Genomic DNA, 16,327 nt, shown 5'->3' with positions numbered 1-16,327 from the left:
CTTGAACACTTGTCCTTTTGTCGCCATAAAAACATGCACCCCTAGAAATAGTCATCGGTTAACCCAAGGGTTTTTCCAATGTCCATTCCAAGGGGTGCACTTCACAGTAGGAATGCGGTTTTTATACTTTTTTCACAACTCGCCCAGTATTTGCAAAATTTCATCGAGCTGCTACGCTCAGCGTAGGGCTGTTGCTGCCCATGCTCACCGTTTGGTCCTGCGGCTGGCCGGTAATCGTCGGCGCCTCCGCATGGATCAGGGGGGCATCCGCCCAAACTTGAATCTCAAGTGTGCGCGGGTCTCCCGAACCGCTACCCTTCAGATAATTTATCTTGATTTTGTCGGTAACGACCGGGTCTTCCACCGAAAACCGCAGCCAAGCCAGGTTATTGGAACCGATTTCCCCGAAAAGCTTCCACTCCTCGCCGTCCAGCCACTCCACCTTGATATTTTGGAGCTGCAGGTTTGAGGTCGCCCCCATCGTCACGTCAACGTAGTCGTTACGAGAACCGTTTTCATTTATGTCCGGCAGCAAGCCGATTACGTCAACCACGCTGACAGCTTTCATTTCCTGGAGGGTAATGACGATATCGGCGGGCAGACTGCCGCTGCTGAACTGATAACGTCCGGCGTTGCTTGCGCCTCTTTGCCGATTCCCGTCGATTAAAACCTCCGGAACCGTGCTGTTAGGGCTGTTACCCGGCGCAGACGCTACAATCGAAGCTCCTTTCGATTTCAACGCCCAGTTTTCCAAGCCTCTGGTCAAGTCGGGGTGTCTTAGGCGGAAAATCACCGAATCTGCGATTTCCTTAGTTCCCGACCACAGGCTGACTCTTGCCGTTACCTTGTCGATGTCCAGCCCCTCCGGTACTACGACGTCAACCTTACCGCTCACATCTTTGGGAGGCGATGCAAGCGCAGGCAGAGTTATATTGGTGGTAGTCGTCGCGGTCTGGATAACGCTTCCCGAAGCGTTGAGAAATTCGATTTTGAGAGTCGCGGTCTTGCTTGATTTCGTCAGGTTGCGGATGGTGTACTCGACGAACGAATTGTCGTAATTGTCGGTTTTAACCAAAACCGCGTAGAAATCCGGGGATGTTTGTACAAAGGATACGTTCGCCACAGCCTTGACCTTTCTGTTTTGGGGGCTCGTGTAGTTTGAATCGCCCGTATTCGCAAGCTCCGGTTTGCGGTTGTCACGACCGTCGCCCGCCAAGATGCCGCTTACGGTGAACGAATCCAACGCGAGCATCTTTTCGCTGAAGTCGTCCCAGGTAACGTCGGAGACGCGTTTGGTACCATCGCTCATCGTGACTTCGAGGGTTTTCGGAAGCGTGGGCTTAACGCCGAATTTCGTGCTGATGTTAACGTCGTCTACCGAAACCATGGTCGGCAGTACGCTTTCATCCCGGACGACCCTTATCGTGTGAGTATTTTTAGGACCGACCTGCGCTCCCGAGGGGTGTTCGAGCCGGAAGGTAATAAGCTGGTCGTACTTCGCGGAAGCGTTGTCGACCATGCCGATGGTGATCGTCTTCTTCCTCTCGCCCGCAGCGAATTTAACCGTCTGTGCGCTGACTGATAAATCCTTACCGATTTGAGCGTCGCCGGCAACGGGAACCAAGTTTACGCTTACGGCAGAGGTGGGGGCTTTATTCAGGATAATCTCAACCGAAAGCGGCGTTCCCTTTTTCAGAGTGGAGATTATATACCTGAAACCGACCGTAACGCCTTCGAGCAGAGCCATGTTTTCGTCATAACCCACCGGGATTTTGGGATAGATGGCATAGGCTCCGATATCCAAGCCGGTATCGCTCGCTCCTATGGCAGGGCTGCCGTCTTTGAGGGTGAAATTGCCCGCCGCCGGGTCAGTGAAGAGCGGGTTTCCGTCAACTCCGCCGAGTTCGCTTACCGCCGCGCGGAACATTCCTACCGAAATCCTGTCGTTCTTGTACAAGATAGGAGTAGCGGCGTTATTCCCCTTGTCGGAACTCCACATATTGTTCAGGAAAACATGAGGGCCGCCGCCTCTGTAACCGCCTACGTTATTCTGGCTAGCCTTCATGTCTATTTCCCTAGGCTGGTCGCCCGAAGCCGTGAGCGTAAAACTAAGGTTGCTCTCCGTGTTGTTATAGGAGATGTTGTTGCGCAGCTCGTCGCGGAACGACTTGTCGATTTTAAATCCGGCTTTGCTGTTATAGACCACGTTGTTTATCCAGCGCGTGTCGAAAGTGGAACCGGTGTCGTACTGAGCCGTTTCAAATCCGGAGGAGGTCATACCGGAGGCTACGTTTTCCTGCACGAGGTTATCCGAGCTGCGGGACTCGTTGAAGAACAGAAGTTCGCCGCTGTACGCTTCGTTTCTCAGTATAATATTTCCGCTCGCACCCCTGTCGAACCAAATCTGCTTTTTAATATCCTTGGAGTAGTTGAAGCTGAAAATATTGTTAAGTGCGGGATAGGTTTCCTTAGGGTCCTCTCCGCCCATTGCGGACGAGAAGGAACCGGTGGGAGCCCATCCGCGCGGTTTACCTTTGAAGTTGAGGTATGAATTATCGGTCACGAGGTTGTTATTCGCGTTCGCCTTAGTACTTACCCCGTCTCCGTATATATCGTTGAAGTAATTGTTGCGGATAACGTTGTGACTGCCCTCCACATATACAACGGCGGTGGAGTTTCCGTTATTGACCCTGTTGTTGCCTAATCCTTCAAAACGGTTATTGATTACGACGTTTCCGGTGCCGTTAATCTTGACGCTCGCTTTGGCATAAGCATAGTTTTTAAAACTGAAGCCTTCGATTTGGATATAATTCCTTCCGCTCAAGTCAAAGACCGAGGTGGTCAGGTTCGCGTTGCTTGAGTCGTCCACAAACTGGGTTTCGGGGTGCCTTATCGTTACGGTCCCCTTCGTAACCGGTCTGAATACAATCATATTGTCCTCGGTACCCGAGGAGGACGGTATAATGGAGCGTTCCATGTAAGTACCGGGTTTCACGAGCACCGTATCGCCGGCTTTTACCTTATCAGCGGCTTTTTTGATCGTTTTGAACGGGGAGGACTGGCTGCCGGTATTCGAGTCGTTTCCGTTTTCGGCGACGTAGTACACGTTGCCCGCCGCGTGGACGGGGGGATTGAAGACGGGCAATGACGCGATTAGAAGGACCAATGTCAGCACGCAGAAAACGAATCTGCGAACCCCGCAGTAACGGGAGTTGTCTTCTAATTTTCTTAACAAAACATCATCTCCTTAAAAATAATAGGTTATTTTGCCTTGCCATTCTGAGCGCAGCTAGACCTGCGGGAAGAATCTTTAAGACCCTTCGCTGTTCCCCGCCGCGTGGACATTGCTCAAACGCTTTCAACCTAGAGTTGATGAATAACCCAAAGCCTCCTTACAATCGCATTTACAGCTGTTACGAACGACACGGTTTACTAATATTATCCACCAACACCTTCTCTGCTGTCATCGAGATATGAAATTCTGGCTTCCACAGTTTTCTGGTTTGCTTCCTAGAAAACCTGGACGACTTTCGCGCTTGTATTCCTATTCCTCCTTTTTCCAAATTATTATTTGTTATTCTACAATCATGCCCCAAGCTATTACTGATGGCTTGGAAGCGTTTGCAAAGAAAATCATATACAATAATACAAAAGCAAGGGAATAGAGCAACTGAACAAGATTTGTAATTTTTCAAGATAATTCTTACCTTATATAAAAGACTCCGGTCGATATGCACATTCTGCATTCCCGGAGCCGGAGATCATTTGTCCATTCTTGATGATAAACCTATATCCCGGTGTTCCCCCGAGTCAGACCCGTCGCCTGGCGAAATGCCCGTGCAACGTCTTGAGAAGATAGATATCCTACTTGTTCTGCTATATCCGCCACTTTGATGTCCGGAATCTTCAATAAATCCATTGCTGTTTTCATGCGAACCTCAAGGATAAAGTCTTTTAAGGTTTGACCGGTCTCCTCCTTAAACATTTTACGAAGATGGGAGGCGCTTACGTGAACCATTGTGCTTAATTTCTCGTGGGTAAGATCCTCATTTAGATGGCTTTGAATATATCTGCAGATGACCTCGGATAGCTCTCGATTCTTGGAGATGCGTTTTACTGACAAAAACTGGAGTATACTTCCATAAACCATGACACGAAAAGTAGAATATCATGGAATCCTGCTGCATATCAAACTTTTATTTCCCGCAATTCAAAGCGAGGCCAAAGCGCCTGCTCCGACCCCGACCAGGACGACGAGCCATGCCGGGAGCTTCCGCAGCCTCGCATCGATTCGTACCTGCAAACAAAAAGCTCCCGAACCGTCGCTAGTACGGGTTCGGGAGCTTGTTCATGGTAAAGGTGGTGCGGTCAAGAGGACTTGAACCTCCACGTCATTGCTGACACTAGAACCTGAATCTAGCGCGTCTGCCAATTCCGCCATGACCGCGTGACACTTTCAATAAAATATCACATGGACTGGATGCTTGTCAACCTTTATGTTGAAGGCTTGAAAAGCTCATCGCGCTGGCGGCATTCCGTAAGGCGGGAACGGCCTCTCCGGCCGCTCTTCGTCCGCAGGCACATAGCCGTAAGGTCCGCCGGCAAGCGTGAAGCTCCCTGCCTCCTCCTCCGGCGCTCCGTAAAGCGGAATGCCGTCGTCGCGCGCTCCTTCGGCTTCTACGGACGCCAGCTCACGGGCTCCGTAAGGCGCTTCGCTTAAATGGCGCTCCTCGACCGGACCGGAATAGTATGGCGTGACTTCCACGCCGCCATAAGCCAGCCGCTCGCCATCCGGGCCTGCGAGGCGGACATTGCCGCATACGGGGCAGCGGAACACCGTCACGCCGTCGACCTCGGCCTCATTCATCACCATATGATCGTTTGGACAAAACATCTCGCGCTCTCCTCCTTCGTCGATCAGGACGATGCGGAACGCGGAGCTGCTGCGGATTCGTACGTATAGCCCCGGCTGAGCTGGACGACACGCCGGTTCGCCTTGCGGATCATGACGCTGTCGTCATCCCAGGCGACGACGATTCCGAGCACGTCGTTCTGCTCCATTTCATCCCGGATGACCCGGACCTTCTCTCCGGTCAGCCGGAATCCGTTCAGCAGTTCGTCGCTGGCAAGATTCATCTTATTACCCTCCTCTCCTGCTGCTGAAACGCCGCCGCATCAAAAAGCCCCGGAAGCACCGGGGCTGAAGCCGCTCTATTCTGCGTTGCCGACATGCTCCTTGGTATCGTTCGTCTCGTACCACTCGTCCAGCACGCGCGAGCTCATGACCCGCTTGGAAATATAATCGGCCTGCTTGTCGGTGAACTGGCCCTTCCACTCCAGCCCGAGCTCCTCGCTCAGCTTGACGATCGTCAGCAGCTCGGACCAGGCGACGTACCGTTTGTACCAGAAAAATTGCGGATGCTCGATCATGTACGGATACAGATCGTCGAATTCGGTATGCTTGCAGTCGAGCGCGCGCTCGAAATGAATTTTGGCAGCGGACAGCTTGGCTTCAAAGAATCCGGGATCTACGTTTTCCATCGCCTTGTGCCTCCCCTTGGAAGAAATCTTCTTTACCCATTATAGGCGATATGCGGGGCAGGGAAAAGGGAAGATTTTGACGGCTATTCCTCGAAGACGATCGATCCGCCCTCGAGCGAGCGGATGCGGACGAGCGGCTCGACGCGGATGCCTTGCTCGCGCAGCGTGCTGGCGCCGGCCTGGAAGCACTTCTCGATGACGACGCCGAATCCGACGAGCTCGGCTCCCGAGCGCTCGATGATGCGCACGAGACCGCGCGCGGCGTCGCCGTTGGCGATGATGTCGTCGATGAACAGCAGCCTGTCCTCCGGCGACAGCAGCGACTTGGACACCATCAGATCGGTCACGATGCCCTTGGTGAACGAGGGCACCCGCTCCGAATAATGATCGGGATCGGCGATCAGCGTCTTCTTGCGCCGAGCGAACAGCAGCGGCACGTTCAGCTCCAACGCCGTGGCGAAGGCGACCGGGATTCCGGACGATTCGACGGTGATGACCTTGGTCGCCCCCGCTTCCCGGAACAGGCGGGCGAACTCGCGCCCCATCTCCATCGTCAGCGCCGGATCGACCTGATGGTTGAGGATGGCGTCCAGCTTGACCACGTCGGCAGACAGGATCGACGCGTCCTGGAGAATTCGATTTTTCAGCATTTCCATATCGGCTTGGTCCCTTCCTTGGGGAATTCTTTCCGTTAAATTATCATAGCCCGGACGTTCCTGCAACCTCGCCAAGCCGCTCCCTGTCATGCCTGTCCGCCGCCGAACATAGGATGTAAGGACAAACCATGCGAGGAACGGAGGCGAAGCCATGCGGGGACGCGTCTTGCGCGTGCTGCAGATCGGATTCACGTACATGGGCACCGTCGTCGGTGCCGGATTCGCCACGGGCCAGGAGATCCTCCAGTTCTTCACCCGCTACGGCCACTGGGCCGTGCTGACGATCGTGCTCGCGACTGCCATGTTCATCTGGCTCGGAGGCAAGATGATGCTGCTCGCCGGCGAGATCGGAGCCAAGTCTTACGAGGATCTCAACAAAGCGTTGTTCGGACCGGCCGTCGGCCAGCTCGTCAGCTATTTCATGCTCGTCGTCCTGCTCGGCGTGAACGCCGTCATGCTGGCGGGAGCGGGAACGATCTTTTATGAGAACTGGAACCTGCCCTACCAGATCGGACTCGTCGTGACGCTCGTCGCCTGCTATCTCATGCTGCGGCGCGGCATGAACGCCATCCTGACGATCAACAGCATCGTCGTGCCGTTCATGCTGCTGTTCACGGCGATCGTGCTCTACGACACGTTCACCTCGCCGAGCGGCGGCCGCTGGCTGCAGCTGACGACGGACGACTCGGCGCTGCGGGTGTGGACCGCCCCGCTGCTGTACACCGCGTTCAACCTCGCGATGGCTCAGGCGGTGCTCGTCCCGCTCGGCGCCGGGATCAAGGACCGCAAGGCGATCCGGCTCGGCTCGCTGTTCGGCGGCATCGGCATCGGCTTCATGCTGCTGGCCGGCCACATCGCGCTGTCGTCGCATATGCCCGGCGTCCAGCAGTACGAGATCCCGATGGGCGGCATCGCGCGCCAGCTCGGCTACGGCATCCAGTTCGTCTATATCCTGCTCATCTTCTCCGAGATCTTCACAACGCTCATCGCCGACATCTACGGCCTGGCGCTGCAGCTGCAGCAGCGCGTGGCGGTTTCCCCGAACGTGCTGCTGCTGATCATCCTCGTCCTCTGCTACCTGCTCAGCCAGATCGGCTTCGGCCCGCTCGTCAAGACGCTCTATCCGATCTTCGGCCTGTTCAGCCTCGGCTGGCTGGCGCTCATGATGCTCAAGAAGACGCGAAAGCGGCCGGAGAGCGATTAGCTCTCCGCCGCTCCCGGCGCCGCTTCCAGATAGACCTGCTTCAGCTGCGAGATGACCCTCGTCAGCGAGTAGGCTTTTTTGGCTTTGTCCCAGGCGGCGCGGGCGAGCTGATAGCGGAACGTCTGGTCCGTGATGAGCCGCTCCAGCGCCGCGGCCAGCGCCGCCGCATCGTCTGGCGGCACGAGCAGCCCGTTCACGCCCTCCTCGATCTGCTCGCCGATGCCGCCGACGTCGGTGCCGACGAGCGCGAGCCAGCAGAGCGCCGCCTCGGCGAACACGCTGCCGAACGCCTCCGCCCGCGATGGCAGCACGAACACGTCGAAGAACGGCATGAATTCCTCCGGATGCAGCATGTAGCCGTAGAAAATGATGTCGTCGTACAAGCCGAGCTCGGTCGCAAGCGTCTCGAGCTCCTTGCGGATCGGGCCGTCGCCGATGATGTGGAGGACGAACGGATGGCCCTTGTCCTTGAGCTCGGCGCAAGCCCGAAGCAGGATGTCGAGCCCTTTGGCGGGCACGAGCCGGCATACGGTGATGAGCTGCGTCACCTCGTTCTCATGGCTGATCGGCTTGAAGCGCCGCTCGTCGAAGCCGTTGGCGATGACGCCGATCGCCTCCGCATCGTCGACGTACGGAGCCATGTACCGGCGGAACGAATCCGATACGGTCAGCAGCCGGTCCGCGGCATGCTCGAGCTCGCGATAGATGGAGACGAGGAACCGGTGCTCCGGCCCGCCCTCCTCGATCTTGCCGTTCAGGATGAGCTCGCGCTCGTAGCTCGAGTGGATCGTGACGACGAGCGGCGTGTCGGGAAAGACCTGCTTCATGACAAGCGCGGCGACGGGATGATGCGCGTGGATCAGGTCGTAGTTGCGCTTGATGCGCATCTTGGTCCACCACAGGTAGTCGCTCAGCGTCTGAAGATACTTGGCCGCGATCGGATTGTCCCGATACGGCTCCGGATCGAACGTATGCAGCCGCACTTCCTCGGTTCCCTTGCCGCGGATCCGCTTCGGCAGGGAGAACAGGTCGGTCGGCCAGCCGACCTTGTTGAACCGATCCTGCATATAAGGAACCATGGAGGACACGCCTCCGGGCTGCTCGGGAGGAAAGAACAAAGCCTGCAAAATTTCCATCTGATCGCTCTCCTTCCAGCTTGGCCATGATAGAATGAAACAGACGTTCCCTCTAATGGTTGGACAGGGAACAGCCGATACCGTGAAAAGGCGGCAAGCGAATCGCTTCCGCTGCCCGGCCGCCGCTGCGAAACGCGGAGCCGGACCGATGCTGACAAAGGCGGAGTGCATGTTCCATGACCAATTGGCCTCAGGCTGCTTCGATTCAACTATTCGCATCCGCCTGCACGCTGACCGTGCTCGCGCTGATGATCTTCATGGGCGTGAAGCTGTATCGAAGCTATCGCCGCCATCACGTCTACCGGCTGCTGATCCTCATCCTGCCGCTGCTCATGATCCGGCAGGGGATGCTGCTCGCCGGGCTGGACCAGGGCGATGCCCTTCCCTTGCTCCAGCTGGCGACGCGCCTGCTCGGAATCTTTTCTTTCATCATTATAAACTTTGTCTTCATGAAATTATATAGCCATCCCGGCGCGAAGCTGCGCGGAGCTCCGTTCGTCGTCATGGCCGCCCTCGCCTTCGCGATCGCCGGAGCGGAGCTGGCCATGAATCCGGGCCTGCTCGACGCTGCCGACGGCCGTGCGGTGCCGCTCGTGCTGCTCGACTTCTACGGCATCATCATCAATTTCCTCATCCTGCTCGATACGCGGGGGGTCGAGCTGCGCACGAAGTATTCCGCCAGCTTGATCGTCTACTTTACGGCCGACCTGGCGCTCGTCACCGACCGCTACGTCTTCCAGGGCGGCATGCCGGTGCTGCTCGTGCTTTCGCGGATGCTGCCCGTCGTCTACTTCACGCTGCTGTTCCTGCTGCTGTTCGAATGGGTGCTCGAGCGGCTGCTCACGACCTACCGCTCCTCCATCACCGACGGGCTGACCGGACTGTACAACCGCCGCCATTTCCAGCAAAAGGCGGAGCTGCTGCTCCGCCGCGGCAAAGGAATCGCCGTCGTCTTTTGCGACATCGACAACTTCAAGAAGCTGAACGACACGCAAGGCCATCACCGGGCCGACGGCGTGCTCAAGCAGATCTCGGAGATGATGCGGGAGCTCGTGCAGGGCATCGGCTCGGCCGGACGCTACGGCGGCGAGGAGCTGCTGCTGGTCGTCGGCTCCAGGGAGAAGGCCGCCGAGCTCGCCGAGACGCTGCGCCGGCGGATCGAGCAAGAGACGATCGTCACCGTCAGCATAGGCGTCAGCTACTCCCGGCCCGGCATCAGCGTCGACCAGATCGTGCGCGAGGCCGACGAAGCGATGTACCGCTCCAAGACGACCGGCAAAAACCGCGTCACCGTCGTGAACGAGCCCGCTCGCGCCGCGAGGGGCAAAAAAGCATCCCCCGTTTAGGGCGTGTTTGCACCCCCGCTCAGTTGCGTCTATCACCGCCTTTTTGCCCCCTGCTTCGTCACGCAGGGATCAAAAATTCGGCAATATTCGGCTTCCTTCGAAGGATGCAACACGCCCTAGGACGGCGGATGCCTTTTCTTGACTGCCCTTTCTTGGCGCGACCGGCTCCAGGCGCATGGCGCGGGGCAGCTGCGGCCGCCCCGGCTGCCGGGGTCAGGCGCCGCTGCTGAGCCGCCAGTCGGCTGCGGCCGTCTGCCCCGACACGAGCCGGATCGCCGCCGGCAGCTGCGCGAGCTCGGAGATGACCGCGTCCGGCAGCGCCGCCGCCTCGTCCGGCCAGGCCTGGCTGCTCCGCAGCCAGACGGTCTTCATGCCGCTGAAGTAGGCGCCCTGGATGTCGTTGACGGGATGGTCGCCGACAAAAAGGGCCTGCTCGGGCTGTACGCCAAGCTCGCGCAGCCCCATGGCGAAGATCTCGCGCTGCGGCTTGCGGCAGCCGGCCGACTCGGAGACGAGGATCGATTCGAACCAGCGCGCGAGCCCGGTCCGCTCCAGCTTGCCGCGCTGAATCGCGTCCTTGCCGTTCGAGACGATGCCGAGGCGATAATACGGACGCAGCGACGCGAGCAGCTGCGCCGCGCCGCTCATCGCCCGCGCGGCGGCGACGTATTCCCGCTCATAAAAGGCCATGAGCTCCGCAGGGTCGGAGCATGTGCAAGGAAGAAGCTCCGGCAGCTCCCGAAACAGGTCGTGCTTCGGCTTGTAGCCGTCCTCGTCCAGCTCGATCAGCCGCCGCGTCCAGCCTGCGCGCCCGCTCTCCGGCACGGCGGCATACCGCTCGGCGAAGCGGCAGGCGAACTCGTGGAAGCCTGCCGTACGGTCGAGCAGCGTATTGTCCAGGTCGAACAGGATCGCTCGTATCATCGCTCTCCTCCTTTTTGCCGATCGCTCACGCTTGCAAGCCCCGATAGCGTCCCGTCACGAGCTCCCGACAATACGGCTCCAGCTGCGGCATGGCGAGCCGCTCGGCGCGGGCGACCGCCTCGCCGATATCGTAGGGCACCCGGATCAGCTGCAGCGCGAAAGGCGCCATGGCCGCCGCATCCGGCTCCCCTTCCACGATCGCGTAGGAGGCTTGCGGCAGATCGAGCGGGTTGCCGACGCTGCCGCAGTTGAACAGCAGCCTGCCGTCCACATATTGGGCATAGGCTTGGTGGATGTCTCCATAGCCCAGCGCATCGGGGCGGCCGCTGCAGCCGTCCGGCGGATCGAACATGGACGCCCTGTCCTCCGGGGAGTCCCAAGGCTGGACGCGGCGATACACGCTCTGCGGAGAAGCATGGACGAGGCGGATGAGCCGCCCGCCGAGGCGAAGCTCCGCGCAGAACGGCAGCTCCCGCAAATAGCGGAGCCGCTCCGGCCCGAGACGCTCCTGATGCCAACGGAGCGTCTCGTCGTCCGTCGGCAAGCCGAGGAATTCATCCCAGTTGCCGCGGATGACCGTCTCGCAGCTGCTTCGCACCTCATCGACGGCCTCCGCCGGCTCCGGTCCCTTTCCCGCCAGATCGCCCAGGCAGACGATCCGCGAGATGCCTCTGGCCCGGATGTCCGCGAGCACCGCCTCCAGCGCCGGCATATTGCCGTGTACATCAGATAGGATCGCGATCCGCTCCATGCAGTCCCTCCTTGAAAGCGGTTCATAGTAGCTTATGTACGGCAGGCCGGGAGGAATGATTCCTCCCGGCCGATTATTTGCGCAAGCGCGTTTGCCGCGGGATCGTTCAGCGGCCGCGCACCGTCTGGACATCCGCCGCCGGGATCCGTTCTCCCTCGTAGAGCATGAACCGCCCCTCCTGCCATTCGATGCGCAGCAGCCTGCGGTCGTCGGACTGGTATTGCCACACATGCAGCTCGCCCGCCGGATGATGGGGGGCCCTGCCGGACGACGTCACCGGAGAAGAATGCTGCTCTTCCAAATAGTAGTCCCGGCCGTCCAGCGCCATCGTCGACGGCACCTCCTCGATCGAGTCCAGCCGTCCGTCGATCGGCTCGTACAGGCTGTACTCGGTCTGCTCGCGGTCCTCGATATGGAGATAGCGGAGCCGGGTGCCGTCCTGCAGCGTCAGGAACGTTTCCTTGCGCCGGAAATTCTTCGTCTGGCCGATCACCTCATACGTCTCCAGCGAGATCTCGCAGATGTCGCCCGGGCCGAGCGTCAGCATGCTTTTCTCGGCCGGCGCCGGCTCCGGACGCCGCATGAGGTTCGCCACTCGTTTGAACAAGCTCATGCCTTCGCCGCCTTATTCCGGTTTTTTGTATTGGTTCAGCAGGGCAGCCAGCTCATCCTCGACTTTTTTGTCGCGGCCGAGCGCCTCGAACTCCTCGTCGAGCGACTTCGCCCGGTCGTTCAGGACGTTGCTCGCCTCCGCTTGCGATTCGAGGCCGAGCACCTTGTCTTCCATCCGCTTCAGTCCGGCCATCGCCGTATCGGAGCCGAAGCCGCTCATCGAACGGTTGATCTCGACCTGCGCTTTGGCTGCCTGGGCCCGGGCGACGAGCGACTCGCGCTTGCTCTTAAGCTCGCCGAGCTGCTTTTGCATCTGCGCGAGCTTGTCGCGGAGCAGATCCGCGGAAGCCTTGTTCGTCTCGAACGCGGCGCGGTATTCGTCCCGCTTGGCTTCGGCGCTCTGCTTCTCCGCAAGCGCGCGGCGAGCCAGATCGACATTGCCCGCCTCGGCGGCGGCATGGGCCTGCTGCAGGCGGCGTTGAAGAAGCTCCTCCTGCTCCTCGAGCAGCTTCTTGAACTTCTTCTCCAGGGCGATCTGGGCCGCGACCGCCTTTTCGGCTTCTTCCAGATCGCTCGCCATGTCGCGGATATATTGATCGGTCATCTTGACCGGATCCTCGGCTTTGTCGATCAGGGCATAAACGTTGGATAGAGTCAGATCGCGCAGGCGTTTGAACAGAGACATGGATAAATTCCTCCTTGGAAGGTCGATTAATCGGTACTGAAAAGTTTGCCAGTCAATTAGTTTCTTGCTTTCCCCTTATACGACGGCAGCCGCCGGAAGGTTTCCGAATCCGGACGGCAGCCGGGCCGGACGGTCCAAGGTTAATGCTTCCGGGGCAAGGGTATACAAGGAGTAAAGGAATCCAGTCGCCCGAACGGAGGTCGTCCCGCTTGAAAATCGGAAAGTTCTATCAAGCCTGCATCAGCATCATTCTCGTCCTCGTCATCCTCTACCTGCTCTCCCGGCTCGAGTTCCTTTACCGCCCGGTGCTGCTCGCGTTCAACATGCTGCTGCTTCCGTTCGTCGTCTCGTTTTTCTTCTATTACCTTTTCCGCCCGCTCGTCACGCAGCTGCACAAGTGGCGCATGCCGAAATGGCTTGCCGTGCTCGTGCTGTTCGTCGTCATGGCGGCCGTCGTGGCGATGCTCGTCGTGCTCGTCTGGCCGACGCTGCAGTCCCAGGCCGAGGGCTTCGTCGAGAACCTGCCCGCCCTCGCCAAGGAGGTGCAGGAGCAGATCAACTACTTGCAGACGCAGAGCTTCGGCGGATTCAGCCTCGCCGAGATCGACTTGTCGAGCAAGCTGACCGGCTACCTCGAGCAAGGCATCAACTATTTGTCGACCTACCTGCAGAACGCCGTCTCCGTCGTCGCGACGATCGCGCTCGTCGTCGGCACGGTGCCGGTGCTGCTCTACTACATGCTCAAGGAAGACCGCAAGGGCTATACGTCCTTCGTCCGCTTCTCGCCCGCCAAGTACCGCGCCGACGCGATCGAGATCTTCGGCAGCGTCGACAAGATGCTGAGCGAGTTCGTCATCGGCCGCGTCGTCTGCTGCCTCGCGCTCGGAGCGTTCGCCTATATCGGCTTCCTGATCGTCGACCTGCCTTATTCGCTGCTGCTCGCGCTGTTCGTCGGCGCGATGAACATGATCCCGTACATCGGGTCGATCATCGGCTCGATCCCGTGCATCCTCATCGCGTTCACGGACTCGTTCACGACGGCGATCTGGGTGCTCGCGATCATCCTCGTCGCCCAGCAGCTCGAGGGCAACCTGATCTCGCCGTTCGTCTACGGAAGGACGATGGACATCCATCCGCTGACGACGATCATCGTCGTCCTCATCGCCGGCGCGGTGAGCGGCATCGTCGGCATCATGATCTCGATCCCGGTTTACATGATCTTCAAAATCGTCATCCTGCAGATCGCCGAGCATTTCGAGCGCAAAGCACAGCCGGACAGCACCGCTTGACCCGTCCGGCCTAGGCCGGCGGAACGCTCCAGAGCAGCTCCGCCCGCTCCAGCGGGCTGACGCGATAAGCCTCGTCGAGGCCGTCCGCCGCGATGTGCGCCTTCGGTACCCGCTTCAGCCTCAGCTCGACCTTCGTCTCGCCTTGCAGCGCCCTCTCCGACAGGAGGAGGCGCTGCTTGTCCGTCCAGGACGCCCGCAGCCGGCGGCCGGACGGCAGCAGCCCGTCGGCCGCGGAAAAGCCTTCCCTGTACCAGGGATGCTCCTGCTCCCCCGCTGTGCCAGGCTCGTTGAGGCAGACATACAGCGACAGGCTGTCGAGCAGCTGCAGCCGCAGCAGATCGAGGCGGGTCCGCTCCGGATCGGCGCGCAGATTCATCGCGAGCCGGCGCTGGCGCACCTCCTCGGTCCGCTTGAACTCTTCGCATGCCTCTCCTTCCAGATGCTCGAAAAAGGCATGATAAAACAAGCTGCACAGCAGGCCGGCATAGGGGCTGACCGCTTCGACCTCGTCGATGCCGCGCCGGTAGAACGCGATCTTGGGCAGCAGCGGATAGTCCTCGAACGCGTAGGGGCGTCCGGCCGCATCGTTCCAGATCGGCGTCTCGTCGAGCCCGATCCAGCCGCGGTCATGATGCGCCGCCGCATAGACGACGCTGGCGCGAAGCTTGTCCGCCGGCAGCAGCTCGGGCGCGAGCGCCTGCGCGAGCTGCGCGGACACGGCCGCATGGTCGTGCTGGCGGATCAGCACGAAGCTGTCTCCGCTGTCCCGGATGATCATGGTCGGTCGGCCTCCTTTGCCGGCAGCGGCACTTCCGTGTAGTGCTCCACCGTAGGGAACGGATCATAGTAATGATGCAGCAGCGCCTTCCAGCGGCCATAGTCGGCGGATTCGCGGAAGCCGTGCGTATGGTCCTCCAGCGTCTCCCACTCGACGAGCAGCAGGTAGCGCGAAGGCTGCTCCAGGCAGCGGGACAGCGTATGGCGGACATAGCCGCGCATGGAGGAGATGATGGCGGAAGCCGTGCGGAAGTCCCGCTCGAAGTCGGCCTCCTTGCCGGGAATGACGGACAGCAGCGCATGCTCGAGAATCATGGTCGTCGCCTCTTTTCGATCCGTTATGGATGATGCGGCAGCATGAGATGGGGGCGGATGAACGCCAGCCTCATGCCGCAGCGCTGCATGTTGCGCATGCTGATGCTATAGGGCTCGCACTGGCTGACGGCGATCAAGCATCCTGCTGCCCGGGCCGCTTCAAGGCGGGCAAGCAGCAGCGCCTGCTGCAGCCCTCGCCCGCGCTCCTCCGGCAGCGTCGCTGCGAAGCTGAGGTTCGCCGCTCCGCCGCTTATGCGCATGACGCCGACTGCGGCCGGCTCTCCATCCCGCTCCGCGATCCAGAAGCTCCACCCGGGACGCTCCATCAGCACTTCGTTGTTCGCCCGCACCGACGGTATGCCGGATTCTCCGAGCCCCGTCGACAGGCAGTGGATGCGGGCATAGGCCTCAGCATCGGCAAGCCCCGCCTGCCGTATCGTCAGCCCGCTCCCCGACGACGGCTCGACTTCGATGCCGGCTTCTTTCGGAGCGAACAGCCGGTACAGGCCTGCATGGAGCGCCGCTGTCCTATAGCCTCGGCGGCCGAGCTCCTGCAGCAAGGCAGAGGTGATCCGCTGGGGACTAAGCTCCAGCCTGACAGGCCGCTCCCGCTCCCGATAATAGCGCTCCAAATCGTCCAACCTTTCCAGCACGCCCTCGTGAACGCCTTTGACCGTATTGAACTGCGGCCACGGCATCGAGCGGCTGAACAGGCGCAGCATGCCGTCCTGCTCCACGATCTCCACGCCTTCCGGATTTCCCGCTCGTTCCCGCACCGCTTGCATCCGGTCTTTCATGGACTCCGCTTCCGCAAGTTCGGCAGCCGAAGCGTGCATGGCAAGCAAAATGTCGTTTGCGTTCAATAGGCCGCCTCCGTTTCCTCGTTCATCCGGCTCTTCTTCCGGCTCCATGCTGAATATTCGTGATCGGCACCGCGATCTCCCGCTTGCTGGATGAAAACTCTCGGGCCATCGTTGCCAAACCGGCCTTGATCCGTTAAGATAATCGAGAGAAAGTTAAAGGGCTTTAATTTTGAAGCAGGCTGACGCCGCTTCCTTTTGCCAGCCTTCTCGACATCCGAAAAGAGCAAG

General features: G+C 59.5%; 17 protein-coding genes and 1 tRNA gene. 3 read left to right on the top strand and 15 right to left on the bottom strand.

The window, feature by feature from the left end; genetic code table 11:
* Positions 1-160: 160 nt before the first annotated feature.
* The 7 genes from H582_RS30280 to H582_RS0117460 all read right to left on the bottom strand — a co-directional run bounded on the left by H582_RS30280 (position 161) and on the right by H582_RS0117460 (position 6,197).
* Positions 161-3,235, bottom strand: coding sequence for a DUF1565 domain-containing protein (locus tag H582_RS30280; protein WP_052333388.1), 3,075 nt, complete (start codon positions 3,233-3,235; stop codon positions 161-163).
* A 552-nt stretch (positions 3,236-3,787) separates the two neighbouring features.
* Entirely contained in the window at positions 3,788-4,018 is a 231-nt protein-coding gene (locus tag H582_RS33370) for a helix-turn-helix transcriptional regulator (RefSeq protein ID WP_164820102.1), read from the bottom strand.
* 342 nt (positions 4,019-4,360) lie between these two features.
* Positions 4,361-4,447, bottom strand: a tRNA-Leu gene (locus H582_RS0117480).
* A gap of 69 nt (positions 4,448-4,516) precedes the next feature.
* Entirely contained in the window at positions 4,517-4,894 is a 378-nt protein-coding gene (locus H582_RS0117475; protein WP_127464339.1) for a TFIIB-type zinc ribbon-containing protein, read from the bottom strand.
* A gap of 23 nt (positions 4,895-4,917) precedes the next feature.
* A complete protein-coding gene (locus tag H582_RS0117470; RefSeq protein ID WP_028599548.1) occupies positions 4,918-5,136 on the bottom strand; it encodes a hypothetical protein in 219 nt (72 codons plus the stop codon).
* 75 nt (positions 5,137-5,211) lie between these two features.
* A complete protein-coding gene (locus H582_RS0117465) occupies positions 5,212-5,541 on the bottom strand; it encodes a hypothetical protein (protein ID WP_028599547.1) in 330 nt (109 codons plus the stop codon).
* An 83-nt stretch (positions 5,542-5,624) separates the two neighbouring features.
* A complete protein-coding gene (locus H582_RS0117460; protein WP_028599546.1) occupies positions 5,625-6,197 on the bottom strand; it encodes a xanthine phosphoribosyltransferase in 573 nt (190 codons plus the stop codon).
* 151 nt (positions 6,198-6,348) lie between these two features.
* Here H582_RS0117460 and H582_RS0117455 point away from each other — a divergent pair, with 151 nt between their 5' ends.
* Positions 6,349-7,401, top strand: a complete 1,053-nt coding sequence (locus tag H582_RS0117455) for a YkvI family membrane protein (RefSeq protein ID WP_028599545.1) — start codon at positions 6,349-6,351, stop codon at positions 7,399-7,401.
* On the opposite strand, the gene H582_RS0117450 is transcribed toward H582_RS0117455, so the two are convergent.
* Positions 7,398-8,537, bottom strand: coding sequence for a glycosyltransferase family 4 protein (locus H582_RS0117450; RefSeq protein ID WP_028599544.1), 1,140 nt, complete (start codon positions 8,535-8,537; stop codon positions 7,398-7,400). The genes H582_RS0117455 and H582_RS0117450 overlap by 4 nt on opposite strands.
* Before the next feature lie 176 nt (positions 8,538-8,713).
* Between H582_RS0117450 and H582_RS0117445 the strand changes: the two genes are divergently transcribed.
* Positions 8,714-9,883, top strand: a complete 1,170-nt coding sequence (locus tag H582_RS0117445) for a GGDEF domain-containing protein (RefSeq protein WP_028599543.1) — start codon at positions 8,714-8,716, stop codon at positions 9,881-9,883.
* Positions 9,884-10,096: 213 nt separating this feature from the next.
* On the opposite strand, the gene H582_RS28250 is transcribed toward H582_RS0117445, so the two are convergent.
* The 4 genes from H582_RS28250 to H582_RS0117425 form a co-directional block, all read right to left on the bottom strand.
* Positions 10,097-10,807: an HAD family hydrolase gene (locus H582_RS28250; protein WP_052333387.1), complete on the bottom strand. Its 711-nt coding sequence runs from the start codon at positions 10,805-10,807 to the stop codon at positions 10,097-10,099.
* A gap of 25 nt (positions 10,808-10,832) precedes the next feature.
* Positions 10,833-11,558, bottom strand: coding sequence for a metallophosphoesterase family protein (locus H582_RS0117435; RefSeq protein WP_028599542.1), 726 nt, complete (start codon positions 11,556-11,558; stop codon positions 10,833-10,835).
* A 106-nt stretch (positions 11,559-11,664) separates the two neighbouring features.
* Positions 11,665-12,171: a DUF4178 domain-containing protein gene (locus tag H582_RS0117430; RefSeq protein WP_028599541.1), complete on the bottom strand. Its 507-nt coding sequence runs from the start codon at positions 12,169-12,171 to the stop codon at positions 11,665-11,667.
* A gap of 12 nt (positions 12,172-12,183) precedes the next feature.
* Positions 12,184-12,855, bottom strand: coding sequence for a PspA/IM30 family protein (locus H582_RS0117425; RefSeq protein WP_028599540.1), 672 nt, complete (start codon positions 12,853-12,855; stop codon positions 12,184-12,186).
* 209 nt (positions 12,856-13,064) lie between these two features.
* Here H582_RS0117425 and H582_RS0117420 point away from each other — a divergent pair, with 209 nt between their 5' ends.
* On the top strand, positions 13,065-14,144 hold the full coding sequence (locus H582_RS0117420; RefSeq protein WP_043111527.1) for an AI-2E family transporter: 1,080 nt from the start codon (positions 13,065-13,067) through the stop codon (positions 14,142-14,144).
* Between the two features lie 10 nt (positions 14,145-14,154).
* Here the strand turns inward: H582_RS0117420 and H582_RS0117415 are convergent, their stop codons facing one another.
* From H582_RS0117415 to H582_RS0117405, 3 genes are read right to left on the bottom strand one after another with little or no spacing between them, the layout of a single operon-like run.
* A complete protein-coding gene (locus H582_RS0117415) occupies positions 14,155-14,922 on the bottom strand; it encodes a DUF3891 family protein (protein WP_028599538.1) in 768 nt (255 codons plus the stop codon).
* On the bottom strand, positions 14,919-15,236 hold the full coding sequence (locus tag H582_RS0117410; protein WP_028599537.1) for an antibiotic biosynthesis monooxygenase family protein: 318 nt from the start codon (positions 15,234-15,236) through the stop codon (positions 14,919-14,921). Before H582_RS0117410 ends, H582_RS0117415 begins: the two co-directional genes overlap by 4 nt.
* 23 nt (positions 15,237-15,259) lie before the next feature.
* Positions 15,260-16,033 (bottom strand): GNAT family N-acetyltransferase, encoded by a 774-nt coding sequence (locus tag H582_RS0117405; RefSeq protein WP_127464340.1) that lies wholly within the window; start codon positions 16,031-16,033, stop codon positions 15,260-15,262.
* Positions 16,034-16,327: the final 294 nt, after the last annotated feature.

This window comes from Paenibacillus pasadenensis DSM 19293 (genome assembly GCF_000422485.1).
GTDB classification, from domain to species: domain Bacteria; phylum Bacillota; class Bacilli; order Paenibacillales; family Paenibacillaceae; genus Paenibacillus_O; species Paenibacillus_O pasadenensis.
This window is presented reverse-complemented; position numbering and strand designations above follow the sequence as displayed.

Coding starts and splice junctions, on each gene's coding strand:
- H582_RS0117445 (WP_028599543.1), top strand. CDS start 8,714: ATGACCAATTGGCCTCAGGCTGCTTCGATTCAACTATTCGCATCCGCC.
- H582_RS28250 (WP_052333387.1), bottom strand. CDS start 10,807: ATGATACGAGCGATCCTGTTCGACCTGGACAATACGCTGCTCGACCGT.
- H582_RS0117455 (WP_028599545.1), top strand. CDS start 6,349: ATGCGGGGACGCGTCTTGCGCGTGCTGCAGATCGGATTCACGTACATG.
- H582_RS0117415 (WP_028599538.1), bottom strand. CDS start 14,922: ATGATCATCCGGGACAGCGGAGACAGCTTCGTGCTGATCCGCCAGCAC.
- H582_RS0117425 (WP_028599540.1), bottom strand. CDS start 12,855: ATGTCTCTGTTCAAACGCCTGCGCGATCTGACTCTATCCAACGTTTAT.
- H582_RS0117460 (WP_028599546.1), bottom strand. CDS start 6,197: ATGGAAATGCTGAAAAATCGAATTCTCCAGGACGCGTCGATCCTGTCT.
- H582_RS0117470 (WP_028599548.1), bottom strand. CDS start 5,136: ATGAATCTTGCCAGCGACGAACTGCTGAACGGATTCCGGCTGACCGGA.
- H582_RS0117430 (WP_028599541.1), bottom strand. CDS start 12,171: ATGAGCTTGTTCAAACGAGTGGCGAACCTCATGCGGCGTCCGGAGCCG.
- H582_RS0117405 (WP_127464340.1), bottom strand. CDS start 16,033: ATGAAAGACCGGATGCAAGCGGTGCGGGAACGAGCGGGAAATCCGGAA.
- H582_RS33370 (WP_164820102.1), bottom strand. CDS start 4,018: ATGGTTCACGTAAGCGCCTCCCATCTTCGTAAAATGTTTAAGGAGGAG.
- H582_RS0117465 (WP_028599547.1), bottom strand. CDS start 5,541: ATGGAAAACGTAGATCCCGGATTCTTTGAAGCCAAGCTGTCCGCTGCC.
- H582_RS0117475 (WP_127464339.1), bottom strand. CDS start 4,894: ATGTTTTGTCCAAACGATCATATGGTGATGAATGAGGCCGAGGTCGAC.
- H582_RS0117450 (WP_028599544.1), bottom strand. CDS start 8,537: ATGGAAATTTTGCAGGCTTTGTTCTTTCCTCCCGAGCAGCCCGGAGGC.
- H582_RS0117435 (WP_028599542.1), bottom strand. CDS start 11,558: ATGGAGCGGATCGCGATCCTATCTGATGTACACGGCAATATGCCGGCG.
- H582_RS0117410 (WP_028599537.1), bottom strand. CDS start 15,236: ATGATTCTCGAGCATGCGCTGCTGTCCGTCATTCCCGGCAAGGAGGCC.